24 protein-coding genes and 1 pseudogene are annotated in these 24250 nt (G+C 44.1%); 13 read left to right on the forward strand and 12 right to left on the reverse strand.

What is annotated here, in order from left to right; all coding sequences use genetic code 11:
* Positions 1–174: 174 nt before the first annotated feature.
* Together IM450_RS11125 and IM450_RS11130 are read left to right on the forward strand one after the other, a co-directional pair.
* Positions 175–375 carry a hypothetical protein gene (locus tag IM450_RS11125; RefSeq protein ID WP_287667762.1) on the forward strand — a complete coding sequence of 67 codons (201 nt, stop codon included), beginning with the start codon at positions 175–177 and terminating at the stop codon, positions 373–375.
* The gene (locus IM450_RS11130) at positions 356–784 is read left to right on the forward strand and encodes a putative toxin-antitoxin system toxin component, PIN family (protein WP_223210666.1); all 429 of its coding nucleotides are present in this window, start codon (positions 356–358) and stop codon (positions 782–784) included. The genes IM450_RS11125 and IM450_RS11130 overlap by 20 nt, the downstream gene beginning before the upstream one ends.
* Here IM450_RS11130 and uvrC read toward each other — a convergent pair.
* The 6 genes from uvrC to rfbC all read right to left on the reverse strand — a co-directional run bounded on the left by uvrC (position 777) and on the right by rfbC (position 7247).
* Positions 777–2654: an excinuclease ABC subunit UvrC gene (uvrC, locus tag IM450_RS11135; RefSeq protein WP_287667815.1), complete on the reverse strand. Its 1878-nt coding sequence runs from the start codon at positions 2652–2654 to the stop codon at positions 777–779. The genes IM450_RS11130 and uvrC overlap by 8 nt on opposite strands.
* Before the next feature lie 267 nt (positions 2655–2921).
* Complete coding sequence (locus IM450_RS11140; protein WP_002734814.1) at positions 2922–3182, reverse strand: hypothetical protein; 261 nt, start codon at positions 3180–3182, stop codon at positions 2922–2924.
* A gap of 79 nt (positions 3183–3261) precedes the next feature.
* Entirely contained in the window at positions 3262–4347 is a 1086-nt protein-coding gene (gene leuB / locus IM450_RS11145; protein ID WP_287667765.1) for a 3-isopropylmalate dehydrogenase, read from the reverse strand.
* A gap of 395 nt (positions 4348–4742) precedes the next feature.
* A complete protein-coding gene (locus tag IM450_RS11150; protein ID WP_002802620.1) occupies positions 4743–5816 on the reverse strand; it encodes a glucose-1-phosphate thymidylyltransferase in 1074 nt (357 codons plus the stop codon).
* A 4-nt stretch (positions 5817–5820) separates the two neighbouring features.
* Entirely contained in the window at positions 5821–6696 is an 876-nt protein-coding gene (gene rfbD, locus IM450_RS11155; RefSeq protein ID WP_287667771.1) for a dTDP-4-dehydrorhamnose reductase, read from the reverse strand.
* Positions 6697–6701: 5 nt separating this feature from the next.
* Complete coding sequence (gene rfbC / locus IM450_RS11160; protein WP_287667774.1) at positions 6702–7247, reverse strand: dTDP-4-dehydrorhamnose 3,5-epimerase; 546 nt, start codon at positions 7245–7247, stop codon at positions 6702–6704.
* Between the two features lie 133 nt (positions 7248–7380).
* Between rfbC and bioB the strand changes: the two genes are divergently transcribed.
* From bioB to lspA, 3 genes are read left to right on the forward strand one after another with little or no spacing between them, the layout of a single operon-like run.
* Complete coding sequence (bioB, locus tag IM450_RS11165) at positions 7381–8475, forward strand: biotin synthase BioB (protein WP_002802627.1); 1095 nt, start codon at positions 7381–7383, stop codon at positions 8473–8475.
* Positions 8447–9097, forward strand: coding sequence for a biotin transporter BioY (locus IM450_RS11170; protein WP_002802629.1), 651 nt, complete (start codon positions 8447–8449; stop codon positions 9095–9097). The genes bioB and IM450_RS11170 overlap by 29 nt, the downstream gene beginning before the upstream one ends.
* Before the next feature lie 11 nt (positions 9098–9108).
* Positions 9109–9576 (forward strand): signal peptidase II, encoded by a 468-nt coding sequence (gene lspA, locus IM450_RS11175; RefSeq protein WP_043998000.1) that lies wholly within the window; start codon positions 9109–9111, stop codon positions 9574–9576.
* Between the two features lie 318 nt (positions 9577–9894).
* Here lspA and IM450_RS11180 read toward each other — a convergent pair whose 3' ends face one another.
* On the reverse strand, positions 9895–11688 hold the full coding sequence (locus tag IM450_RS11180) for a fatty acyl-AMP ligase (protein ID WP_287667781.1): 1794 nt from the start codon (positions 11686–11688) through the stop codon (positions 9895–9897).
* Positions 11689–12019: 331 nt separating this feature from the next.
* On the opposite strand from IM450_RS11180, the gene IM450_RS11185 reads away from it, so the two are divergent.
* The 6 genes and pseudogenes from IM450_RS11185 to IM450_RS22500 all read left to right on the forward strand — a co-directional run bounded on the left by IM450_RS11185 (position 12020) and on the right by IM450_RS22500 (position 16667).
* A complete protein-coding gene (locus IM450_RS11185) occupies positions 12020–12742 on the forward strand; it encodes a Uma2 family endonuclease (protein WP_287667784.1) in 723 nt (240 codons plus the stop codon).
* 24 nt (positions 12743–12766) lie between these two features.
* Entirely contained in the window at positions 12767–13300 is a 534-nt protein-coding gene (purE, locus tag IM450_RS11190) for a 5-(carboxyamino)imidazole ribonucleotide mutase (RefSeq protein ID WP_002802634.1), read from the forward strand.
* A gap of 42 nt (positions 13301–13342) precedes the next feature.
* Positions 13343–14143: a tetratricopeptide repeat protein gene (locus tag IM450_RS11195; protein ID WP_002802635.1), complete on the forward strand. Its 801-nt coding sequence runs from the start codon at positions 13343–13345 to the stop codon at positions 14141–14143.
* A 475-nt stretch (positions 14144–14618) separates the two neighbouring features.
* On the forward strand, positions 14619–15440 hold the full coding sequence (gene cysH, locus IM450_RS11200; RefSeq protein ID WP_002802636.1) for a phosphoadenosine phosphosulfate reductase: 822 nt from the start codon (positions 14619–14621) through the stop codon (positions 15438–15440).
* A 57-nt stretch (positions 15441–15497) separates the two neighbouring features.
* Positions 15498–16364 (forward strand): alpha/beta fold hydrolase, encoded by an 867-nt coding sequence (locus IM450_RS11205; RefSeq protein WP_287667790.1) that lies wholly within the window; start codon positions 15498–15500, stop codon positions 16362–16364.
* A gap of 99 nt (positions 16365–16463) precedes the next feature.
* Positions 16464–16667: pseudogene (locus tag IM450_RS22500) on the forward strand (hypothetical protein).
* A gap of 151 nt (positions 16668–16818) precedes the next feature.
* Here the strand turns inward: IM450_RS22500 and IM450_RS11210 are convergent.
* Positions 16819–17016: a hypothetical protein gene (locus IM450_RS11210; protein WP_287667793.1), complete on the reverse strand. Its 198-nt coding sequence runs from the start codon at positions 17014–17016 to the stop codon at positions 16819–16821.
* Positions 17017–17615: 599 nt separating this feature from the next.
* Here IM450_RS11210 and IM450_RS11215 point away from each other — a divergent pair.
* Together IM450_RS11215 and IM450_RS11220 are read left to right on the forward strand one after the other, a co-directional pair.
* On the forward strand, positions 17616–17822 hold the full coding sequence (locus IM450_RS11215; protein ID WP_012264701.1) for a hypothetical protein: 207 nt from the start codon (positions 17616–17618) through the stop codon (positions 17820–17822).
* Positions 17823–17824: 2 nt separating this feature from the next.
* The gene (locus IM450_RS11220; RefSeq protein WP_287667796.1) at positions 17825–18346 is read left to right on the forward strand and encodes a hypothetical protein; all 522 of its coding nucleotides are present in this window, start codon (positions 17825–17827) and stop codon (positions 18344–18346) included.
* Between the two features lie 138 nt (positions 18347–18484).
* Here IM450_RS11220 and IM450_RS11225 read toward each other — a convergent pair whose 3' ends face one another.
* The 4 genes from IM450_RS11225 to petH all read right to left on the reverse strand — a co-directional run bounded on the left by IM450_RS11225 (position 18485) and on the right by petH (position 23828).
* Positions 18485–20356, reverse strand: coding sequence for a GTPase family protein (locus tag IM450_RS11225; protein ID WP_287667799.1), 1872 nt, complete (start codon positions 20354–20356; stop codon positions 18485–18487).
* 212 nt (positions 20357–20568) lie between these two features.
* Positions 20569–21444 (reverse strand): 3'(2'),5'-bisphosphate nucleotidase CysQ family protein, encoded by an 876-nt coding sequence (locus IM450_RS11230; protein ID WP_287667802.1) that lies wholly within the window; start codon positions 21442–21444, stop codon positions 20569–20571.
* A 92-nt stretch (positions 21445–21536) separates the two neighbouring features.
* Positions 21537–22379, reverse strand: a complete 843-nt coding sequence (locus tag IM450_RS11235; protein WP_287667805.1) for a ChaN family lipoprotein — start codon at positions 22377–22379, stop codon at positions 21537–21539.
* A 249-nt stretch (positions 22380–22628) separates the two neighbouring features.
* Complete coding sequence (gene petH / locus IM450_RS11240) at positions 22629–23828, reverse strand: ferredoxin--NADP reductase (RefSeq protein WP_287667807.1); 1200 nt, start codon at positions 23826–23828, stop codon at positions 22629–22631.
* Positions 23829–24250 lie beyond the last annotated feature (422 nt).

The following is a 24250-nucleotide window of genomic DNA, read 5'->3' on the forward strand; positions in this document are numbered from 1 at the left end:
CAATACGGGGTCGAAAATGGCTCAATTCGATTGAAAAAGCGAAACCCAACCACCCCAACGGTTATTCTTAGTTGGGTGTAAAGCACCTTATCTGAGGTTAAAATTTATTCTTTCTAATTGTTGCTAGAAATGGGTTATGATGTTTATGCGTTTAGACGCTAAAGGAGAAAAATCATGGTACATTGGTCACTAACCGAATCAGCTTTAGGACAAAAAGGCGCAAAAAAGGGATACTTTGAAGAAACGTCACAAAGACTGAGCTTTGAAGCAACCGTGGATTCTGTCCAAGAACGTAACTCGCGTTATTCCGAGGAAGAAATCGAAGAATCTATCAATGAGGCTATCCGAGAAACTCGTGCTGCGTCTCGTTCTTGATACCAATATTCTAATTTCTGCACTGTTACGCAAAAACACACCGCCTTATCTTCTTTATCAAGCATGGCGTGTGAATCTGTTTGAGCTAGTGACCTCGACATCGCAACTTGAAGAATTACAGCGAGTGATGGCTTATCCTAAATTGCAACGTTATTTCACCCCAGAAGAAGCCCAAACCATGTTAGCAGGGATAACCGCTTCTACCCTCTGCGTGACATCCCTCCCTATTGTGTCTTATTCACCCGACCCAGATGATAATATCATTTTGGCCACAGCGATTGCGGGTAAAGCTGATTATCTGGTGAGTGGGGATAAATCGGATTTGCTAAAACTAGGCGTTATTGAAGATATTCTCATCATAACCCCCCGTCAAGCCTTAGATATTCTTCAACAGCTTATCCCTACCTAGGATGAAAATAATTATAAATTTCCTTAGCTAATTGTTCCCCAATTCCTGTCACCTGTTGCAATTGTTCTAGGGAAGCTTCGCGAATATAATCCAGAGAATGAAAATGAGCTAATAAATCTTTTTGTCGCTTAAAACCTAAACCCGGTATCTCATCCAAACGGGAACGGCGACTTTTTTGCATCCTTTGTTGTCGGTGAAAGCTAACAGCAAAGCGGTGCGCTTCATCCCTGACTCGACGCAATAATTGCACTCCGGGTTGTTCCTTATCCGTCTCTAAAGGAGAGGATTCCCCTGGTAAAAAAATCTCCTCTCTCTGTTTAGCTAAACTAACAACTTTTACCTGTTCTAATAAATTCATCTCCCCTAAAACTGTCACCACTGCCGATAATTGTCCTTTTCCCCCATCAATCATGACCAAATCGGGAAAATCATCACTTTCGGCAATATTATCGGGATTTTCGGCATAACGACGGAAACGCCGGCGAATTACTTCTGCTAAACTGGCAAAATCATCGGAATGGCCGATTTTAACTTCGGGATTTTTGATTTTATAGTGACGATAATGTTGATTAGCGGCCACCCCATCGATAAACACCACTCCCGACGCGACTGCATTAGAACCCTGAATATGAGAAATATCATAACCCTCGATGCGGTGGGGTAGTGCCGGTAAATCGAGAATTACCGCTAAATCCTGCAAAGACTGTAAATCTCGTTCGGCGCTTCTTTTCGTCTTTTCTAACTCATAAAGAGCGTTTTTCTCGACCATAGCTAATAAATCCGCTTTACTTTGCCGTTGGGGGACAGTTAACTCGACTTTGCGACCTTTTTTTTCCCTTAACCACCCCGCTAACACCTCACCTTCCGGTAATTCGCAGGGTAACAGGATTTCGCTGGGAATTTCCACCCCTTCCACCGATAAATAATGTTCTTCTAGGACTTTTTGCAGGATTTCTCCCTCGTTTGCTGACTGACTATCGGCAAAAAATCCCAAACGTCCCACCAAACGACCAGAACGCACTTGGAATAATTGTATGCAACAATGCTGCTCGTCCTTAGCTAAAGCGATCGCGTCCCGGGATACGGTATCATCAGGTAAAGAGACTTTTTGATCGGTATTAAGAGCCTGTAATCCGCGAATTTGATCCCTAATCGTGGCCGCTTTTTCAAAATCTAGGTTTTCCGACGCTGCGAGCATCTTTGTCGCTAATTTCTCTAATAATTCCCCCGTCCTTCCCTGAAAAATCATCGCCACTTTCTGCAAGGTTTCTCGATAATCCTGGGGACTGATTAATTTTTGACAAACCCCCGGACAACGACCGATATCATAATTTAAACAGGGACGGTCTTTAAAAAGAGGTTGGGGACGTTGACGCAGGGGAAAAGTGCGTTTAATTAGGTGTAAAGTGTGGCGCAGCAGCCTAGTATCGACGTAGGGACCATAATAACGGTCTTTTTGGTTATTTATCCTACGTTTGCGGGTGATAAAAATGCGCGGGTAGGTTTCCGACCAAGTAATACAAATGTATGGATATTTTTTATCGTCCTTGAGGAGAGTATTAAAATGGGGCTGATGTTGTTTAATTAGATTAGCTTCTAGGGCCAAGGATTCTGCTTCCGTGTCGGTGACGATAAATTCAATTTCTGTCACCTGTCGTACCATCAAAGCAATGCGGGGACTGAGGGGTTGACTGGGACGAAAATAGGAACGGACTCTAGACCGGAGTTTTTTGGATTTACCGATGTAGAGAATTTCGCCATTTTGGTCGCGCAGGAAGTACACCCCCGGTTCGAGGGGAATTTCCCGAAGACGATTTTCTAGGCGATCGAGGTCTTGGATTAGGGTAGAGTTAAGATTATTCCCGAACATTCTTTTTATATTAGGGTTTGCGGCAAAAAGTTTGTCTTGGGTGTGGGGTGTGGGGTGTAGGGTTTTACCGATTTTCAGGGAAAAAGTCCAGGAATTTTCCCCCCCATTACTCCAATGGCCGGTACTTTTGGATTTCAAAAAGGTCTAAAAGTCTTATCGAACAATGTTTTTAGATTTATTCAGCAAACCCTATGTTAGACAAAAAAATTACGCCAGTGGGTATTAGCTGACGTTTGGCAAGATATTCGGGGCAAATCTTCACAAAAATTAATAGGCTTCTGATTCGATTTGCTTAATCGGGACGAAACACTCTCCCGGGAGAAGAATCGGTTTATTGTTAAAAATCAATTGGCCGCGATGATTGTCGCGGTTAATAGCGACACCGAAAGGACGTTTACTAACTCTGCTATTGAGGGTGCAGTAGATGCGATAAATGCGTCTGGCTGCCCGTAAGACAGTAGGATCTAACAAAATTGGGATTTCCATATCGACACGCTGTTGTTCTGTTTTCTCGGATAGGGCCACCATCTCACTCGTCTCCCCACGATTAAATTGACGTATTTATTAAATCAATGGTATATGACGATTTCCGAATTTGTCACTTTTGTTATGATTCTAAAACTTTCAGGATGGCCTGGCCCATAGCTTGGCATCCCACTAAGGTCATACCTTCTGAGAAAATATCTCCAGTACGATAACCGAGGTCTAAGACTTTTTCTACGGCTTTTTCCAGCGATGCTGCCGCTAAAGGCTGATTTAGCCCATATTTTAACATCATAGCAGCACTGAGAATCTGGGCGATCGGATTGGCTTTATCTTGGCCGGCGATATCCGGGGCCGAACCGTGGACGGGTTCAAAAACTCCCACCCCAGCAGTCCCTAAACTAGCGGAGGGTAACATTCCGATACTACCGGTTAACATGGCCGCTTCATCGGAGAGAATATCACCGAATAAATTGCCCGTGACGATAGTATCAAATTGTTTGGGGGCCCGGACTAACTGCATGGCTGCGTTATCGACGTAGAGATGAGACAGTTCCACATCGGGATAATTAGCGGCCATTTTCGTCACCCGGTCGCGCCAGAGTTGGGAAACATCAAGAACATTAGCTTTATCGACGGAACAGAGTTTCTTGCCGCGTTTTTGGGCAATTTCAAAGGCTACCTTAGCGATGCGGTCCACCTCCGATTCCAGGTAAACCATGGTATTTACACCGCATTTTTCTCCCGTTTCTGTCTCAAAAATCCCCTTCGGTTGACCGAAATAGACACCCCCGGTCAATTCCCGGACGACCATGATATCCACTCCCTCGATAATCTCCCGTTTGAGACTAGAAGCGTCGATTAATTGCGGAAAAATGGTGGCAGGACGCAAATTAGCAAAAAGACCTAAACCAGATCTTAAGCCTAATAATCCCGTTTCTGGCCTTTGCTGCCGGGGTAAATTATCCCATTTATAACCCCCGATAGCGGCCAGGAGAACAGCATCACTATTTTTACAGGCGCTCAGGGTTGCTTCGGGGAGGGGACTGCCGGTTTCATCAATGGCTGCCCCTCCAATTAAAGCGGTTTGGAAGTCCAACTGGAGGTCAAATTTTTTAGCGATGACTTTCAGTATCTCTACGGTGACAGCGAGGATTTCCGGCCCGATGCCATCGCCGGGTAGTAGGGTAATGCGATACTGTTGCGTCATAGTTCTAGAACGGTAAAATAGGTCAGACTCTTGATTATAACATAGTTAGGGTTGGCTGAATAAATCTAAAAACCTTGTTGGATAAGGCTTTTAGACTTTTTTCCCATCAAAAAGTGCCAGCGATTGGAGTGATTGGGGTGAAAATTCCGGGACTTTTTCCCTGAAAATCGGTAAAATCCTACACCCTACACCCAGGAAAAACTTGGCTCTCCTAGGTTTGGTGGGTAAAATGTATTCTAGGATACATTTCTCCTAGCGAGGGGGTGGAACGAACCACAAAGACACAAAGGACACAAAGATCGATCCTATGTAAGTTAAACTAATCACACAGAACCTAGAAGAGCCAAAACTTTTTGCCGCAGACCCTAATTAAACAAGCAGTTAATCCCCGATAACTAAACTAATTCCACATGGGAATCATCCCCAATCATAAAGCGTAAAGCCTTGGGACGTTGGGGAGCAATTTCTAATTTTGCCCGTCGTCCGATAACACTATCAACTATGCGCTGATGAATGCCAATAATCGTGGCATCTTTGAGAATTACACTGTGTTCTATGTCGGCATCGATTAATTTTACTCCATTAGCCACACTGCTATAGGGACCGATAAAACAATTCTCAATGTGACAATTTTCTCCAATAATGACAGGGCCGCGAATGGTACTATTAATAATTTTACTACCCTGACCAATTTGTACCCGTCCGATCACCTGACTATTAGGATCAATTTCTCCTAGTAAAGCGATTTCTAGAGAGGTATCGAGGATAATCCGATTTGCTTCTAATAAATCATCTTTTTTACCGGTATCTAACCACCAACCCAGTAGTTTATTGGCTTCTACGGCTTTATTTTGATTGATTAATTCTTGGATAGCGTCGGTAATTTCTAACTCACCCCGGCCCGAAGGTTGAATAGATGCGATCGCTTGGTGAATGGTGGGAGCAAAAAAATAAATCCCCACCAAAGCTAAATTTGAGGGGGGTTCTTTGGGTTTTTCGACTAAGTATAAAACTTTGCCGGTTTCATCGACTTTTGCCACCCCAAAAGCACTGGGATTAGACACTTTTCGCAGGAGAATTAAAGCGTCAAGGGACTGTTTTTGGAAAGAGTCTAAAAAGGGCGATAAATCATCCTCAATTAGGTTATCACCCAAGTACATAATAAAGGGGGAATCTCCTAGGAAAGATTGGGCAGTTTTGACCGCGTGAGCTAATCCGGCTGGTTGATCTTGGCGAATATAAGTTATCTTAGCCCCAAACTGTTCACCATTACCCGTGGTCTGACGAATTTCTTCCCCGGTTTCGGGACTGATAATAATGCCAATATCGGTAATTCCTGCGGCGACAATTGACTCGATTCCATACCATAAAATCGGTTTATTGGCCACGGGAACTAACTGTTTTGCCCCAGTATAGGTTAGGGGACGTAACCTCGTACCTTTGCCACCGGATAAAATTAGTGCTTTCATAGTTTTAAAGATTAAATAGTTGGTTGAGCATAGCTTTGAGAGAATCTCGCCAATAGGGAGGAATATAACCCAATTGTTGCGAGATTTTTTGACCGGAAAGAACCGAATAGGCCGGACGCACCGCCGGGGTAGGATACTCCGCCGTAGTAATAGGAATTACCCTCTGAATTTTTAGGGGAATACCGCTTATTTTTGCCTCCTCAAAAATCGCTTTAGTTAAATCAAACCAACTGGCGACACCGCTATTAGTAAAATTATAGATTCCTGCGGGATTATCGGCATTAATTAAAAGCTGAGTAATGGCCGTGGCGATATCTTTGGCCCAAGTGGGACTTCCCACCTGATCAACAACTACTTTTAACTCCTCTCTTTCCTTACCTAATCTCAGCATAGTTTTGACAAAATTACTTTTGCCATAACTACCGTAAACCCAAGCAGTCCGCAGGATAATTGCCTGAGAATTAACAGTTTTAATCTCCTCTTCTCCCCTTAACTTTGATTGTCCATAAACCCCTAAAGGATTAGTTAGATCGGTTTCTAGATAGGGAGTATTTTTTCGACCATCAAACACATAATCAGTGGAAATATGGAGAAATTTAGCTTTAATTTTCTCGGCAGATTCCGCCATGATTTTCGGGGCTGTAGCATTGATAGAATAGGCTAAATCTGGCTCGGTTTCGGCTTTATCCACTGCGGTGTAAGCGGAGGCATTAACGAGATAATTGGGGTGAATTTCCCTAATTAACTGGCCGATTTTTTCCGAGTTGGTTAAATCTAGTTCTTCTCGACCGATACTAATAACTTCACCTAACTGGGGTAAAGTTACTTGTAACTCTTGTCCTACTTGACCTTTAGCACCAATTAATAAAACTTTTTTCATCGTCTTTAGGGGAAAACTTCCACGGATTTAAAGGGTTGTCCAGCTTGGTCTTTAGGGGAGAGAATCGGCGGGGTCTGTAGAGGCCAATCAATCCCTAAATCGGCATCATTCCAGGCGATGGTTTTTTCGTATTGGGGATAATAATAATTAGTGGTTTTGTAGAGAAATTCTGCTCGGTCGGAGAGGACTAGAAAACCATGGGCAAAACCTTCGGGAACCCAGAAAATACGTTTATTTTCCGCACTTAAAACACAGCCTACCCATTGCCCAAAAGTGGGGGAACTTTGACGCGCATCCACTGCCACATCAAAAACACTACCGTTCACTACTCGCACCAGTTTACCCTGGGGATTGGGGATTTGATAATGCAATCCTCGCAGGACATTTTTTAAGGACATAGAGTGATTATCCTGGACAAAAGTGGTATTAACCCCAGTTTTCTCTCGAAAATCTTTCTGATTAAAACTCTCCAAGAAAAAACCTCGATCGTCTCCGTAAACTTGCGGTTCAATAATTAAAACATCAGGAATTTCCGTCGGAATAACTTTCATAAAATCGGAGACAATATAACTTTTGCGGGTAGTTTAGCACAAAAGAGTATTTTTTTCTAAAGTTTTTTATTAATCTTTCCTCGGTAACTGAATAATGATAAGATGAGCCTAACTTAGTCAGAGCATAAACGACGTGGTACAAGTCTCTACACACACCGCTACTCAATCTATCCCCGTGGAGGGAGAAGCCTTAAAAAACTGGTTACAGACTAGGGCTAATCAGATTATCGCTGGCGATCGACTCAGTAAGCAAGAGGCCCTGGCTTTAACTGCGATCGAAGGTCAGGAAAATATTTTCAGCTTATGTGAAGCTGCCGATCGCATTCGTCAGGCCTGTTGTGGTAATACGGTGGATTTATGTAGCATTATCAACATAAAATCGGGAAGTTGTTCGGAAAATTGTAGTTTTTGTTCCCAATCCGTCCACCATCCCGGACAAGATTCGCCTATCTACGGTTTAAAAAGTCGCGAGGAAATCGTCAGCCATGCGAAAGCGGCAGCCGACGCGGGGGCCAAACGCTTCTGTTTAGTTAGTCAAGGTCGGGGATTAAAGTATAATAGCCCCAAATCCAAGGAATTCGAGGAAATACTGGCCACAGTTCAAGAAATCATCGAAACCGCCAAGATTAAACCCTGTTGCGCCCTAGGAGAGTTAACCCTTGCCCAAGCGCAAGCCTTAAAAGAAGCCGGAGTTACCCGTTATAATCACAATCTGGAGGCTTCCGAGAATTTTTATCCTAACGTCGTCTCCACCCACAGTTGGCAGGATCGGGTAGAAACGGTAAAAAACCTGAAAGCGGCAGGAATTCAGGCTTGTACCGGCGGAATTATCGGTATGGGGGAAAGTTGGACTGATCGCATTGATTTAGCTTTTTCTCTGGCGGAATTAGAAGTGGAATCAGTGCCGATTAACCTATTAAACCCCAGAAGTGGCACCCCTCTAGGTCATTTACCCAAACTGGATCCCTTTACTGCCCTAAAAGCGATCGCTATTTTCCGGTTTATCTTACCCCAACAAATCCTCCGTTATGCCGGGGGACGAGAGGCGGTGATGGGAGAATTGCAAAATCTGGGGCTAAAATCGGGAATTAATGCTATGCTGATTGGACATTATTTGACCACTCTAGGACAACCCCCCCAACAGGATCAGGCGATGTTGGCTGATCTTAGTTTAATAGGAGGAGAAGCCCCCATCCCCGGTGAATACCAACCCCAACAGGCAACCTAAATCACGTCGAGGACGAGAATCTCCGCCGCGGCGCGCTTCCGCATCGGTTCCCAATGAGTTAATCTGGGCCTTGATTGGTTTGCTGCTGACAATTTTTAGTACATTTGTTCCAGTGAGCCTAGCTAGTTGGTCGGCTGCGGGTCTATCTTCGCAAAAACTAGGCATAACTTACCAAATTGGGGCAGTATTATTAACGGGCTGTCTGGGGGGCAAAAATGCTGGGCTTCTCGCCCAGGTGGCCTATATTTTTCTCGGTTTAACTTGGTTGCCGGTGTTTGCCCAGGGTGGGGGAATGGGTTATCTGAAAGAACCCAGTTTTGGCTATATTTTAGGCTTTATGCCGGGGGCATGGCTGTGTGGTTGGCTGGCTTTTCGCTGGCGCGCCAAGATAGAAACCCTGGCTTTAAGCGCTTTTGCTGGTTTGTTAGTGATTCATCTGTGCGGTTTATTATATATGCTGGGATTGTCGATTTTTCAGCCCCAAGCCGGTCAAATCACCTTTCCCGATAGTTTGCCCACCCTATTTATGAATTATTCAGTCGGGCCATTTTTAGGGCAGTTAGTAGTAATTTGTGTGGTGGTAATTATTGCCTTTTTCTTCCGTAAATTATTATTTTATTGATGCCACAGCCAATGTTTAAAAAAAATCGCTGGTTTTGGATAGTGGCGGTGATTGGTCTAATTTTAGACCAAGTAACTAAGTATATAACCGTGCAGAGTTTTGAGCAAATTGGTGATACTTTCCCGATTATTCCGGGGGTTTTTCATTTTACATTTGTGATTAATACCGGGGCGGCTTTTAGTGCTTTTCGGGGCGGTGTTGGTTGGCTCAAATGGCTATCCTTATTAGTTAGTTTGGGATTAATGGCTTTTGCTTACTTTGGACCGCATTTAAATCGTTGGGAACAATTAGCCTACGGTTTTATTTTAGCAGGGGCTTTCGGCAATGGTATCGATCGCTTTTTGTTTGGTTATGTGGTGGATTTTCTCGATTTTAGATTGATTAATTTTCCTGTTTTTAATCTGGCTGATGTCTTTATTAACATCGGGATTATTTGCCTCTTAATTTCTACCTTTCCCCACAAGTCAAGGGTCCCGTAGGGGCGAAGCATTCGAGCGATAACCTATCGCTGAAACCGTAGATTTCCTATCCGAATGCTTCGCCCTTACTTGTTCTGTTCAAATGCAAGTGGAGTGACTCTTAAATTATTACAGATATATCAGCAGCCGTCTGTAAGCATCCCACCGAAAAACTAATGCGCTCTGAGGTTTGGGGGCGGCGCCACGCCCCCAAAGGGTAGGGTTGATTCATGAATCAACCCTACTATGAATCAACCCTACTATGAATCAACCCTACCCCTGCCTCCTGCCCCCTGCCTCTGTTATGCTCGATCGGGTGAGCGATGCCCACCCAAAAAACTATGCTTCTGTTTCAGAAATAGAGCGATCGAATTTACTAACTAACTGAGGATTTTCTGACCAAGCATCGATAACACTCATATTGCCATTGAGAAAATTCTGTTTAATAGCGCGACGTTGAATTTTGCCACTGGCAGTTTTGAGAATTGTTCCCGATTTAGCCAAAACAATGGCATGGGTCATAATTTCGTGTTCTTCGGCGATTTCCTGACGGATATCGGCGATTAATTTGGCCGTATCTAATTCGCCGCTGCGACGTTCCAATTCCTGGACAATAACTAACTGTTCTTCCCCGTTATCTTCAATAGAAAAAGCGGCACCATAATCGGGACGAAAAACCTCATTAAGATGCTGTACTGACCATTCTAAATCCTGGGGATAATGATTACTACCACGGACAATAATTAAATCCTTAATCCGTCCCGTGATATGTAATTCCCCATCGAGAAGAAAACCTAAATCTCCCGTGCGTAAAAACGGTCCTTCTCCTGTATCGGCAAGATAAGCTTGAAAAGTCTCTTTGGTTGCGTCTTCCCGTTGCCAATATCCAGCGGCCATACTGGGGTCACTGGCCCAAATTTCGCCCACTTCATCGGCTGCACAAAGGGTGAAAGTATCGGGATTAACGATAGCTATACGGGTATCACAGACGCGACGACCACAACTGGGGACGTATCTAACTCCCGTAGTTCGATCAGAGCCTACAGGGACAATTTTACCGCGTTCGTAGGCGGTGGCATCCAAAGCGGTGATAATTGGGGTGGTTCCCTTGGGTTTATTGGAAATCAAGAGGGTATATTCAGCTAATCCGTAGGCAGGGGCGAAAGTTTGCCAAGAAAAGCCATAATCTGCAAAAGTATCGACAAATTTGGCCATGACCTTTGGGTTAATCGGTTCGGCGGCATTTCCCGCGGCCTGCCAACTGCTCAGGTCTAATTCCGCTAAATCGGCAGCTTTAATCCTGCGAGTACAAAGATCATAGGCGAAGTTGGGGGCCTGACTATGAGTAACTTTGTACTTAGTAATATTTTTTAACCACTGCATCGGACGCTTAATAAAAGCAAAGGGAGACATGAGATAGCAGGGTGTACCGTTGTAGAGGGGGACGGTGATACCCTCGACTAACCCGTAATCGTGAAAATAGGGCATCCAAGTTAGGGTAACGCTATCCGGTTCGTAACCACAAGCTTTTTGCAAGTAACCGCAATGGTGCATCAGGTTAAAATGACTTAGCATCACCCCTTTGGGGATATTAGTCGAACCGGAGGTATATTGCAGATAAGCAAGCGCCGATTTATCCACCTGGGGATCTTGCCATTGGTCCGCTAGGGAAATATCAATACTTTCGGTAGTAATCCATTTCATTTGGTCGAATTCTGGGAATTCTTCCTTAACACCTTCAATAAGAGTCAGAATACTTTCGGTAACTAGGGCAAAGGTGGCATTAGCATCCTTGACAATTGCGCGTAAACGGGGCAAAGTGCGCTTAAGTCGTCCCGATTCCGGTGGGGGGACGGGAATGGCAATCACTCCCGCGTAGAGACAACCACAAAAAGCGGCCACTACTTCTAAACTTTGAGGATAGAGTAATAGGGCGCGTTCCCCTTGGGCCTGGTATTTTTGCAAATAGGCGGCGATTGCTCTTGCTTGGCGATCGAGTTCACTGTAGGTTAAAGGTGGGGTTTCTTTTTTACCATCGATAAGAAAAGTGTAGGCATGGCCCTCTGGTTGTGCCGTGGCGCGGTAACGTAAGAGTTCTACTAGGGTTGCAGGTTGAATTAGGGTTTCAGTCATCGTTGTTATCGGGCTTATTGGGGGCCATTGTATAGAAGTTTTAAGATATTTGCCCATGGCGCTAGGATAAAGTGCGGAAGGCGATCGGTCAAGGTATAGGATTAAGTTATTGGTTATAATTAAATTAAAAATGGATTTTAGGTTCGATCCCCCCTGCCCCCCTTGATAAGGTAGGGTTGATTCATGAATCAACCCTACCCTTGATAAGGGGGGTGTCTGATGATTTTTAACGCCTACCTACTTAAGTTATTGGTTAAAATCCCCCCGCCTTATCTCTGCAATTGTGAGAAAAAGCTATAATTAATCAATCCTAAAATACCTGGAAAAAGTCATGACAGCCCTAGACATGATCCCAGAAGTTACCTGTCCCCCCACAGATTTATGGAGTGATGAACCACCCTTGGAAAGTGATCTACACCTGCAACAGATCATCATTCTCCTTAGTTGTCTAGAATTATTATGGCGCGAGAGGAGTGATTACTACGCTTCGGGAAATCTAACCATCTACTACAACGAGGAACAACTAAAAAAGCGCGATTTCTGGGGTCCTGATTTTTTTGTGGTTTTAGATACCGAAAAGCGTCCCCGCAAAAGTTGGGTGGTTTGGAGAGAACAGGGTAAATATCCCGATGTAATTGTCGAGATTCTCTCCGATTCTACGGCCAATATTGACCGCAATAACAAGAAAATTCTCTACCAAAATACCTTTCGCACTCCTAATTATTTTTGGTTCGATCCCAATAGTTTAGAATTGCAGGGATTTAGACTAATTGAGGGACAATATCAAGCCATTTCTCCCAATGACCAAGGTTATTTATGGAGTGAACAGTTAGGATTATATTTAGGTATATTTGACCGTAAACTGCGTTATTTTACCGCCAATGGTCAATTAGTCCCCACTCCTCAAGAAGCTGAGTTACAGCAACGACAGGCAAAAGAACAGGCTATTTTAGAAAAAGAGCAGGCTCTTTTAGAGAAAGAAAGGGAACGTCAGGCTAAGGAAAAATTAGCCCAAAAATTGCGAGAATTAGGCATCGATCCCGATACAATTTAGGGGAAATATTATTTTCTAGTAGCTATGGTGACAGCAGCGCCCCTAGTGGGTGTAATTATGGGCAGTGATTCCGACTTACCCACCATGAAAGAAGCGATCGCAGTTTTAGAGGTTTTTCAGATTAGCCACGAAGTCGCCATCGTCTCAGCCCATCGTACCCCCGAAAAAATGTTTGAATACGGCAAAAACGCTCATTTAAGGGGAATAAAAGTGATCATCGCTGGAGCCGGCGGCGCTGCCCATTTACCCGGGATGGTGGCATCTTTAACCCCCTTACCCGTGATTGGAGTTCCCGTAGTCACGCGCACTTTACAAGGGTTAGACTCTCTCTATTCAATTGTACAGATGCCCGCAGGCATTCCCGTGGCCACGGTGGCGATCGGTAATGCCAAAAATGCCGGACTTTTAGCGGTTCAAATTCTCGCCACTGGTAATGCTGATCTTTTAGAGCAAGTTATCGCCTATCGTCAATCCCTCACCGATTCCGTCCTCGAAAAACAAAGCAATCTTCAACGACTAGGCTATCAAGACTATCTAGGGCAGAGTTCACCTAAGTAGGGTAGATTGAGAAAAGATTAAGTAACAAATTATGAAGTAATTATGCGTTGGATCACCGCTTGTGTATTGAGTCTATTGCTCTTTTTTGCCCTACCCATAGCGGCTTATGCCGATAGCCCGACTATTAGCGAAGAACAGATTAGAGAAGGGGAAGTTATCGCCGAAAAAGCCCTAGAAGCCACAGAAAAAGGCGATTACGCCCAGGCCGAAAACTATTGGACCGAATTAGTCGCCAAATTCCCCACTAACCCCGCCGTCTGGAGTAATCGCGGCAATGCCAGAGTCAGCCTCAATAAATTAGAGGATGCGATCGCTGATTTTAACCAAGCGATCGCCATTGCCCCCGATGCCCCCGATCCCTACCTCAATCGCGGCACCGCTTTAGAGGGAGAAGGCAAATATCAAGAAGCGATCGCCGATTATAATAAAGTTTTAGAACTAGATCCCAATGATGCCTTTGCCTATAACAATCGCGGCAACGCCGAAGGCGGTTTAGGGGACTGGGAAGCCGCCGTCAAAGACTATCGCCAAGCCACTCAACTAGCCCCGAATTTTGCCTGGGCGCAAGCTAATCTGGCTCTGGCCCTGTACGAATTGGGCAGATATCCCGAAGCAGTCCAAAAAATGCGGAATATTGCCCGCAAATACCCCATGTTCCCCGATGTCAGAGCCGCCTTAAGCGCCGTTTTATGGACCCAAGGACAACAGGGAGAAGCGGAAAGCAATTGGGTAGCCGCCGTCGGCATGGATACCCGCTATCAAGACCTCGACTGGGTAAAAAGCGTGCGCCGTTGGCCGCCGAATATGGTTCTAGCCTTAGATAAGTTTCTTAACTTAAAGTAAAGAATTACTAAATATGGTTTGCTGAATAAATCTAAAAACCTTGTTGGCTAAGACTTTTAGACTTTTTGTCAATCAAAAAGTAGCAAATATGGGAGTGATCGGGGGGAAAATTCAGGGACTTTTTCCCTGAAAATTAGGTAATTGACCCCCTCAAAATCGGTAAAACCCTACACCCTACACCCCATACCCCACACCCCACACCCCACACCCTGTCCCCACGAAAAACTTTTTCAGCAGACCCTAAATAGTAACTTTTCTAGCAGTAGCGGGGCTGAGAGGCCAATTATCCTGAAATCAGCGACTAAGATACAATTGAGGTCTGATAGTTCCATTATCCTCGATCGAATAACCAGGCTCTGGAAAGGAAAAGGAATAGCTAGAGCGGGCCGATGGCCCAATGCTATAATCCAATCACAGGGATAGATTGGACTCTATCAGTATCCGCCGCTACTGTACACCTTAAATCTTAGCCAGAATGCCAGATTTACACTTACTCAATTCTCATGCACAGGCCCTAGAAACTGCCTTCATCCCCACTGCCGACCGGTCTTTTTCCTCCCCTCTATCCCTCGACCTCGCCAGAATTAATCAACGTTTTGACTCCGCTAACGCCGCAGAAATCGTCGCTTGGGCCGCGGCCACCTTTGGGGAAGGTTTAGTGATGAGTACCAGTTTCGGCATTCAAGCGGCAGTAATGTTGCACCTCGTCACCGCAATTATCCCCGATATTCCCATCATTTGGATCGATACCGGCTATCTTCCTCCGGAAACCTATCAATTTGCCGAAGACTTAAGCCAACGCCTCCATTTAAACCTGAAAGTTTATCAATCTCCCCTCAGTCCCGCCCGCATGGAAGCAATCCACGGTAAACTGTGGTCAAATAACGATCTCGACTCCCTCAATCTCTACGACAAAATCCGCAAGGTGGAGCCGATGCAACGGGCCCTGAAGGAATTAAAGGCCACCGCTTGGTTAGCCGGTTTACGTCGCGACCAAACCGACCACCGCAAAACTCTCCAATGGGTCAATCAACAGGGCGAACGTTACAAAATATTACCGATCCTTGACTGGAATGCCAAAACCATATACCAGTATCTGACTAAATACGATCTCCCCTACCATCCCTATTTTGATCTGGGTTATGTCTCCGTCGGCGATTGGCACTCCAGTCGGCCTTTAACCGCCGATGATAGCAACGAACGAGACACCCGTTTCAAGGGTTTAAAACAAGAATGCGGTCTTCATTTGCCCTTAACCCCCGGAGAAGCACAAAGTCTCGACGCAAGCTCCCTATAACTGCCGGGGTGGAAAATTTGCCGGTGCGATCGGTTCCTAGACGTTAGACAATGGTTAATGATTATTAATCCCCCATTAACCATGGCTATTTTAGAAAGTTTTCTCGAAGTCGGCTCTCTCAAGTGGTTTTATCGACAGGTTAACCCCGCTCAACAACCGGACACAACCCCCGTGATCCTACTCCATGGTTTACCCGCCCATGGCTATATTTGGCGGGAATTATTGACCAGTTTAGAAGAATATAACATTAATGCCATTGCCCCCGATTGGATCGGTTCCGGTTTATCCGCTAAACCCGATGCCAGAGATTTCGCCTACACACCTAGCGCTTTTTGTCAAGCCTTGGCCGATTTTATTCAAGCTCTCCAATTGCCGAAAATCTCTCTGATTGTCCAGGGTTTTTTAGCCTCCGTCGGTTTACAATACGCCCTAGAAAATCCCGATAAAATTGAGCGCTTGATCGTTTTAAATACTCCCCTCTCCAGTGATGTTAAATTACCCTGGATAATGAAACAATGGGGGCTACCTTTCCTCGGAGATATGGCGACTCAAGACCCCTTATTAGTCGATCGTACTTTAGAAACTGGTAGCGGTTTTGTGATTAGTGATGCAGATCTGGCTATTTTCCGTCAACCTTATCTAAAAACTTCGGCAGTGGGTCGCGCTTTGGTGGCCACGATTCGCAATTTAAACCTATCGAAAACTATGGCAGAAATTGAGACAGGTTTAGAGAACTTTGAAAAACCTATCCTTTTTGTCTGGGGAATGGGGGATCCTTGGTTATCTTCTGTCACCGTTGAAAAATTAGCTACTAAATCAGGAGTGGAATTAATCCCCCTCGCGGAAGCGAAACACTATCCCCAAGAACATTGGTCAAAAGAAATTAGTCCCCAGATTATTAATTTTCTCGGACGCAAAACCTAAACCTCGATACTTTCTGGGAATTGATAGCAAAATCTCCCTAGAAAGTATTGATCAAGTTATCCTTAGTATATCACTGTAGTTCTGCACTGGCCACAGCATCTGGAAAGACTAGCTTTAGGAAGGATAAATATAACAAATAATCCCCCAGATATTAATAATTTAACCGATTGGGAGCGAGTTAAATCGATGGGTGATCTAGAAATCTAGGCTAATGCTTTGTCAGATTCCGATGCGCTTCCTTTTGATGATGATTGGGAAAATGCGGCGATTATTTCTGCTTACAACAAATTAACATCTCAATAATTGCTAAAAATGATAATTGTCTCAGGGTTACTTGTTATGAAAGTTTAATAGACTGTTGTTCAAGAAAATAGTGATAAAATTTTTTGTTAGCTCAAAACAATAAGCAGGGAATCATTTGATAGTAATCATTCCACATTACCCTCAAATCGAATTACTTAATATTGATTGTTTGAACCATATTTTCAAGTCTATGTATATAGGCTTGATGATGTCTCCATGCTTCTAAAATACTTTGTAATAATTCATCTTTTGAAAAACAACCAGAATCAGCTACATCTTCAATTTGTCTGATTAGATCATCTTCTAACTCCAATTCTAGCATACTCACTTGTTTAGTTGTGTCTGCCATACTTTTATCTATCTAAAAGTTGATGGAACTATCATACCATAGGAACTCAGCACTGTGGTATCTATTAAACCCCACAATATACCCATTGCTAGGTCTTGCATATATGTATATATAATACCACCTACTAAATACCCTATTATACCCCCTGTTGTACCTAATGATGAATAAAACCTAAGATTATTTTAGTTAAAATTTGCGAAAAATAGCTTTTTAATAGCAAATAAGTCGATAAGTCGATGGTATTTGACCTATGCACCCATTAAGTACCGTCAGGACTCGTTTATGTTGACTTAACATATCTGGTGTAATTGCTTGACATATCTAGTGTAATTGCTTGACATATCTAGTGTAATTAGGGTTGACATATCTGGTGTAATTAGGGTAAGATGGGATACTGTGACTTAGGATGCTAAGTTTCTAAAGGCAGACTATTATGGACATCTATAAGAAAGGACGATGACAACCCTTAAATCAGACTGTAGGGTCAATTCATGAATTGACCCTACTATAGCCCTCAATGGTAAAAATGGCTCTTCTCGACCTTAGTGATCAGTTATCAGTGAATCGATACAATCCATTCACTAAATTAACAAAAAAAAATGGCTACCAGACAATTTCGAGTAAATCTTAGTCAAAAGGACTCTGAATATCTTAAAGAAATAGCTAAGGAGCTAGGCTTAACAGAGTCTGAAGTCATTCGTAAAGGATTAAAACTCATGGCTTTATATGCTAAAACTGAGACGGAAGAAGATACTCAATTAATACTTCAAAAAGGTAATGAACAGAGACCACTACTAATTGTTTAGTTATGACCAGTGATTCAAAAAATGAGACAGAGGAAGTTAACAAGCCAAAAGACCTCAGCGCTTCTTTGGCTCTTCCAACTCAAGGGAACTCTGTGCATCATCTTCTAAAGAAGAATCCGGATGCTTATCGTTTAGACAATGAAGTATCTGAATTTGGTAAACCAGCTACAGCTATATCACCCTCAGACCAAAGACATAATTTTAATACTAAAGTAGCTGGTTCCTTAGCAAGGTGGCTTTGGTTGGGATTGTTAACCACTGCTGGTTTACAAATTCTTTCTATTTGTCTCATTTCTTTTGCTTCTCTTGGAATTTTTAATTTAAATATAAATTTGAAAGCTATCGAAGAACAAGAAGTACAAAGTAGAGTGGATAAAGCGGCAACCCTAATTAATGATTCTTCTAAGACAATTTATACTTTTTTAGGGCCAATAGCTACAGCAGTCACCGCCTTTTATTTTAGTGGTTTGGGTAGTTCGTCGAAAACTAACGATGAAAACTCTGAAAATGAAAGAAATGAATAGAACTTTTAAAAAAACACGAAAAAATCTCTCCCATTGGTAATTTTAGTACAAAGGCTAGAAATCTCAACCCCAGAAACCTCTCCTCCCCACTCTCCTATACTTTTGAAGTGGAATAAAGTTTTAGCTTAATTAATCTGGTTAAAGGCCTGTTTTTATCGTTTCTAAATACCCCTGATAACTTGACCGGAACTGTTCGATCGATAGGTTCTTTGTCCAATATTCTACCAGAGCATGACCCCAGGCCCAAGCTTCCTTGTCGGCAGTGCTATAATTTTCTAATAGTATTGGCCAAAGTGCCAATAAATCAAAACTTTTATTCTCTGGATTTAAGAGAGAAGAAAGCTCATAGGCCATCTGTAATTTACCGATCGCTACTGGTAATTGTTCCACAGGAATTTGTTCAGCTAAAAGATAGGCTAAGGTCGGTCTTCCTGTGGCTAAAGTGGAGATAAAACCTAGAATAGGACTTTTTAATAGGGCCGTTAAACCTTGCCCCGTGGCCATCTGTAAAGTATAGCGATCGATTATTTTCGCCGCTGCCAGGGTTCGAGTTTCTAAATCCGCTAAAAAACGGGCTAAACGCAACTGTTTTGCGGGCGAAATTGCCCCCAGTAAAGCGATTGATAACTCCTCATCCCCCCAAGCTTCTCTATCCGGCTGTTGACTGACCATCGGCAAAATGCGATCGCAGAGATCCTCGAATAATTCCGCCCGATACTGCAAGCATTCGCGGATATTGACTTCTTTGGGACTTTCTCCCGTCAGCCAATTATAGGGAGGTTGCCACTCTCGCACCGGACGCAGGCGATCAACTTGAGAAACACAGACTATAACTGGTAAATTGTCAATAGTTTGTTGCAAATCTTTAAGAAAAGCCTCATCCATGGCCAGGGCGGGATCGAGGGCGGGGGTGACAAGAATCAATAAATCGGCGTTTTTGGCATAATTAAGAACCTTTTGCCGATCATCAGCCCGATTTGCCTGTTCGTAGCCCGGGGTATCCCAGAGGATTAACTCGTCCCCTTCTGGGGTTTGCCAATGGTAGGATTGGATGGCATCGGTACTGGGCAATAGATCCACTTGGGCTAAATCGGCCCGAAAGAGAGTATTGATTAAACTGCTTTTGCCGGCCCCGGTGCGTCCAACCAGCAGAATGTTAACCGGTTGGCGATCGATTTCCGTGATCGGTTCAGCTTGGGCGAGAATTTCCTTGAGAGTAGTGGTGGCGATTTTGGTCTTGGTGGGGAGAGTTGGGGCGAGATTGCCGCCACTGTAGAGTAACACCGCTTGGCGAGAGAGGTTTCTTAGGGCATTTTCCCGCAAAACTTGCCCTAAATTGACTAATAATTGCTGATCCGCTCGATCGCTGTACTTTTGACTGGCAACTTTAGCCACAGCCGCAGCGGGATTGATTACCCATTGCGCCCAATTCCAGACCTGCCAAAGTTTCTGGGCCGAGGGTTGCAATTTTTGATAAACTTCGTAGGCTTGATAGGCTTGGCCGATGGTGATTTGATTCAGGGCCGGGGAAAGATTCTGCATCCAGCGATCGCTATCATCCACGGTTCCCCGAATTAAACCGTAGGCCTGGGGAATGTAAATATTTAATAAGGGGTACTTGACATCGGGGTAATATATATGGGCGATGGCACTGACCAAATCCTGACAGCGTTGCCAAAAAGTCGCCCAATCTTCCCAAACCGGGCGATCATTGCGGGCCTCGACGATAATCCTCTCGATAATTTCCTCGACATTTCCCCCAGAATCACCGTCGGGAGGGGTTAATTCTGCCTTAATTTCCCCAATGGTGGCTTCAATTTCCCCGACTGCTGGGCGCGTCCATTTGACCAACAGGAAGCGCCAAGCCACAAAAATCAGGGTAAAAACTGCCCAAATCCAATTCAAACCCCATTGATTGATCTGGACACTGGCGGCCACGATCAGAAAGATGACCACGGCGGCGATCGGAACTGCTAAAATCAACCCTTGCCAAGTTTTTAACCGTAACATTGCTCGATCTGGTTTTTTTCCATTCTACCGATCTCTGATTCTCGGTTAGGGGGGCAGAAATTAAGCTCTCTTGGGTTTGGTGGGTAAAATGTATTCTAAGATACAGTACCGCCGGCGAAGGACTAGAACGAACCACAAAGACACAAAGGACACAAAGATTGATCGCTCCTATATAAGTTAAACCGATCACACAAAGAATAAGAGAGCAGAAATTAGACAGTGGCATCAATTTGGGCGAGGATTGCCGTGGACAACTGACAAAGTTGTTGATGACAAGGACCATTACTGGCCATGATCCCCCCCCATTGCCGCACATCGCCGCGATTATAGCGCACGGGTTGACCGTCAAAATAGGAGAATTTGCCGCCTGCTTCCGTTAAAATCAACTCTGGAGCGGCAAAATCCCAGTCTTTAGCGGCCGATTTCCCCGATAGGGAGATATAAACATCGGATTTTTGTTCGAGGATCGTGGCAATTTTACAGCCCACACTACCCACATAATTTTTACCTAAGAAGGGTATTTGACTTAATAAATTATCAAAACGTTGGTCACGATGGGTACGACTAACTACCAGATAGAGATCGGTAATTTTATCTTTATTGGCAACTTTTACCTGTGTAATATTTCCGTCGCTAGTTTCTAGAAAAGTACCTTTTCCTTTTTGGGCAAAATAGAGTTTTTCTTGATCCGGTAAGGCAACCACGGCGATCATCGGTCTTCCCTGATAACATAAAGCGATATGTAGGGCATATTCTCCCGTTTTGTTGATAAAATCGCGGGTTCCGTCCAAAGGATCGATAATCCATACCCAATCTTTCGGGATAGCTTCATTGCCTTGATGGGTTTCCTCGCTCAGATAACCAAAGTCGATATCAGAAAAATTTGTTTGTAATTCCCCTAAAATATAGTTATTTGCCGCTAAATCCGCCGCCGTCACCGGTCCGCCTTTTTTCTTCTTGTTAACGGCTAAATCCTGTTCACCCCGGTGGTAGGATTGGAGAATTTTAGCACCACCCCAACCCACGGCACGAGTCACAGCTAAAATGCGATCGAGTGTTTCGGTATCTTGACAGGTTAAATTAATCATAAAATAGCCTCAGTTTTTCAGACTTATTATCTACTAAATTTAAAGACTGGCTTCTTAGCTTATCATCCCTTGCTTCCTAGCTCCTGACTGGCTTAATTTTGCCCTTGCCAAAAATAATCGGCGGGTTTTTTAGTTTCTTCCGGTGATGATTGGGGAGCGTCTCCCAAGAAAACCGAACGCTGGCTGACGCGATCGCCTAATCTTCTTTGGACTCGACTGGGAATGCCGTAACCGTAGGCAATATGACCTTTTCCTGCTAGGACGATGATCTGATATTCGGGATGAGCTTGCCAGAATTTAGCGATCGCATCGGCCATGGTTTCATCCCAGAGAACCTGTGCCAAAAAAAAGCGATCGAATCCCTGACTTTTGCCCCCCGTGTGTTGCTGATAAACGGCTAGGATCTGTTGACGATACTCTTCGTTATCCTGGTTTATTTCGCTTTTAGGGGGAATGTAGGTCATTTCTGAGGTGGAGAGGCTTTCTAATCCCTCCTGTGCCACTTTTCTAGTGATTTCCGTGGGTGTATTGAGGGCGATCAATGGTAGTTTTTTCGCCTTGGCCAAGCGCAGGATCGGGGCGTAAAATTCCCAATCAAATCCCCAACGTTGGTCGTATTCACTTTTTTCTCTTAACTGATTTTCGCTAATTTTGCCGGCTAAATACTGATCCAAATAGATTTGGTAAGGACGTTGAAACATCTCGAAAGCGATGGCTATTTGGGGATTATTAGCCTGTAAATACTTGATAATAGCTAATTGGGCCTGATGATCGGCTTGACTATCGTGTCTTTCTCCCAGATAAATAATCTCGGCTGTTTTTAAATCTGCCAGAATTTGTTTTTGGCTATTAGTAAAACTCCAGGCCCGGGGCAGCAAAATAAACAGTAAGCAGAGGGCAAGGAAAACGGGAAAAAAGCGTCGAGAGAATTTCATCTTTTTAAAGGTCTTTTAAAAAACCTAAGTAGATAGGTATTAAAAACTTTCAGATGCCCCCCTTATTAAGGGGGGATTAAGGGGGGATCCCCCCAGCTATCGGCACCCCCCTTATTAAGGGGGGTAGGGGGGATCGAACCTAAAATCCATTTTTAATTTAATTATAACCAGCTACTTATCTTAACCGAAACCAAGACAAAAAAGGTGGGCAATGCCCACCCGAAAAAATTTTCAGAGAACCTTTTTGGTTTAGTAGGTTTCTACGTGCCAGCGATGTTCTTTTTTCAGTTGTTTCTGATAGACAGACCAATCGGTGCCATTTTTAGCGGCAGCACCACTGATAGCATCGTCGATACCATCTTCCATCCCTTTCAGTCCGCACATATAAGCGTGGGTTTTGGGACTTTGGAGTAGATTCCAGATTTCGTCAGCGTGTTCGGCTACCCGGTGTTGAATATACATTCTGCCGCCCTGGGGATTTTGCTGTTCCCGGCTGATGGCATAGGTGAGACGGAAGTTATCGGGGAATTCCGCCGCGATTTTCTCTAATTCTTCTTGGTAGAGAATATTGGCCGTTTTGGGAACTCCGAAAATCAACCAAGCTAGACCTTTGAATTTATAATCTTCGTGTTGTTCCTTGAACATCCGCCAGAGGAAAGCCCGGAAAGGAGCGATTCCCGTCCCGGTGGCCATCATAATGATAGTGGCATCTTCATCACTGGGTAGCAGCATTTCCTTACCCACGGGGCCGGTAATAGCCACATCAGCGCCCACCTCTACATTACAGAGATGGGTGGAACAAACTCCATAAACCGTTTCCTTGGTTTCTGGGTGTTGGTATTCCAACTGACGCACGCAGAGGGATACGGTTTTATCGTCTAATTTATCACCATGACGGGTGGAGGCGATCGAATAGAGTCTCAATTTATGAGGTTTGCCATTAGCATCGGTACCCGGGGGGATAATACCGATACTTTGCCCTTCTAAATAGCGTAAATCGCTCCCAGAAAGGTCAAAGGTGACGTGTTGTACGATACCGATACCCCCCTCATCAACGAGAGCATAATTCTCGATACATTTGCCGATAAAGGGTTGATTCGGACGGTAGATATTGACGGGGATATCTGTTTTTTCTTTCGCTTGAGTCATGGCCTTTTTCTTGGTCTGTTCGGTGACGGGCGATGATTGAGCGATTGGCTGTGGTGTGGAGGCACTAGAAAAAGTTGCTACGGGGGCAATCCCATTTAAGGGTTTGATGCTGACGATACGACCACCTAAACGGGTAATCCGACGCATTTCTTGATTCATGCGACTGTAGGGAACCGTGAAGAACACGCTTCCACTCTGACGGATTGAATAATCCAAGCTGTCAGTATTGTCGTTTTGATTGAGACCCGCCACTTCGTAAACAAATAAACGGTTTCCCGCTAGTGTACTCGGACTGTACATTAAATATAACTCCCAACTCAAGTCACGATAATCGTTCCATAGTTTAGCCTACCATCGGTACACTACACCTAGGCCTAATCGAGAGTTATCTTAAAAAAACCACAGACATCGCTTTTATCTTTCCCTTAAGGATAGGTCAACTCTCTGGTTAAAATCTGTTACATTTGCAGCATTTTTACTTTTTATTAAGATTTCTGCTACTTTTCCCTATTTGTGCTAAAAATCCCCCTAGTTTGCCTGATCAGGACAAGAGCGGGGGACAGATATTAGCAATAATTATTTTTTGACATCCTCGCCGCCCTAAAAGTGCGGCGATTCCTAAACCTCACGATTTAAGTTTCTGCTTCCACCACCGTCGCATACCACAGTTAAAAAACCATGTACTGTCTTACACAGAGTCCACAGACTTTCGCCCCATTTCA

The sequence above is a fragment of the Microcystis sp. M083S1 genome, from assembly GCF_020246405.1.
Classification (GTDB): Bacteria; Cyanobacteriota; Cyanobacteriia; order Cyanobacteriales; family Microcystaceae; genus Microcystis; species Microcystis aeruginosa_C.

What these genes read in the sequence shown, in the direction of transcription:
- IM450_RS11195 (WP_002802635.1), top strand. Translation starts at nt 13,343, where the DNA reads ATGCGTTGGATCACCGCTTGTGTATTGAGTCTATTGCTCTTTTTTGCC.
- IM450_RS11230 (WP_287667802.1), bottom strand. Translation starts at nt 21,444, where the DNA reads ATGATTAATTTAACCTGTCAAGATACCGAAACACTCGATCGCATTTTA.
- IM450_RS11220 (WP_287667796.1), top strand. Translation starts at nt 17,825, where the DNA reads ATGACCAGTGATTCAAAAAATGAGACAGAGGAAGTTAACAAGCCAAAA.
- leuB (WP_287667765.1), bottom strand. Translation starts at nt 4,347, where the DNA reads ATGACGCAACAGTATCGCATTACCCTACTACCCGGCGATGGCATCGGG.
- uvrC (WP_287667815.1), bottom strand. Translation starts at nt 2,654, where the DNA reads ATGTTCGGGAATAATCTTAACTCTACCCTAATCCAAGACCTCGATCGC.
- IM450_RS11150 (WP_002802620.1), bottom strand. Translation starts at nt 5,816, where the DNA reads ATGAAAGCACTAATTTTATCCGGTGGCAAAGGTACGAGGTTACGTCCC.
- IM450_RS11210 (WP_287667793.1), bottom strand. Translation starts at nt 17,016, where the DNA reads ATGGCAGACACAACTAAACAAGTGAGTATGCTAGAATTGGAGTTAGAA.
- IM450_RS11205 (WP_287667790.1), top strand. Translation starts at nt 15,498, where the DNA reads ATGATTATTAATCCCCCATTAACCATGGCTATTTTAGAAAGTTTTCTC.
- IM450_RS11215 (WP_012264701.1), top strand. Translation starts at nt 17,616, where the DNA reads ATGGCTACCAGACAATTTCGAGTAAATCTTAGTCAAAAGGACTCTGAA.
- purE (WP_002802634.1), top strand. Translation starts at nt 12,767, where the DNA reads ATGGTGACAGCAGCGCCCCTAGTGGGTGTAATTATGGGCAGTGATTCC.
- IM450_RS11225 (WP_287667799.1), bottom strand. Translation starts at nt 20,356, where the DNA reads ATGTTACGGTTAAAAACTTGGCAAGGGTTGATTTTAGCAGTTCCGATC.
- IM450_RS11235 (WP_287667805.1), bottom strand. Translation starts at nt 22,379, where the DNA reads ATGAAATTCTCTCGACGCTTTTTTCCCGTTTTCCTTGCCCTCTGCTTA.
- IM450_RS11185 (WP_287667784.1), top strand. Translation starts at nt 12,020, where the DNA reads ATGACAGCCCTAGACATGATCCCAGAAGTTACCTGTCCCCCCACAGAT.
- lspA (WP_043998000.1), top strand. Translation starts at nt 9,109, where the DNA reads ATGTTTAAAAAAAATCGCTGGTTTTGGATAGTGGCGGTGATTGGTCTA.
- IM450_RS11125 (WP_287667762.1), top strand. Translation starts at nt 175, where the DNA reads ATGGTACATTGGTCACTAACCGAATCAGCTTTAGGACAAAAAGGCGCA.
- petH (WP_287667807.1), bottom strand. Translation starts at nt 23,828, where the DNA reads ATGTACAGTCCGAGTACACTAGCGGGAAACCGTTTATTTGTTTACGAA.
- rfbD (WP_287667771.1), bottom strand. Translation starts at nt 6,696, where the DNA reads ATGAAAAAAGTTTTATTAATTGGTGCTAAAGGTCAAGTAGGACAAGAG.
- IM450_RS11140 (WP_002734814.1), bottom strand. Translation starts at nt 3,182, where the DNA reads ATGGTGGCCCTATCCGAGAAAACAGAACAACAGCGTGTCGATATGGAA.
- cysH (WP_002802636.1), top strand. Translation starts at nt 14,619, where the DNA reads ATGCCAGATTTACACTTACTCAATTCTCATGCACAGGCCCTAGAAACT.
- rfbC (WP_287667774.1), bottom strand. Translation starts at nt 7,247, where the DNA reads ATGAAAGTTATTCCGACGGAAATTCCTGATGTTTTAATTATTGAACCG.
- IM450_RS11180 (WP_287667781.1), bottom strand. Translation starts at nt 11,688, where the DNA reads ATGACTGAAACCCTAATTCAACCTGCAACCCTAGTAGAACTCTTACGT.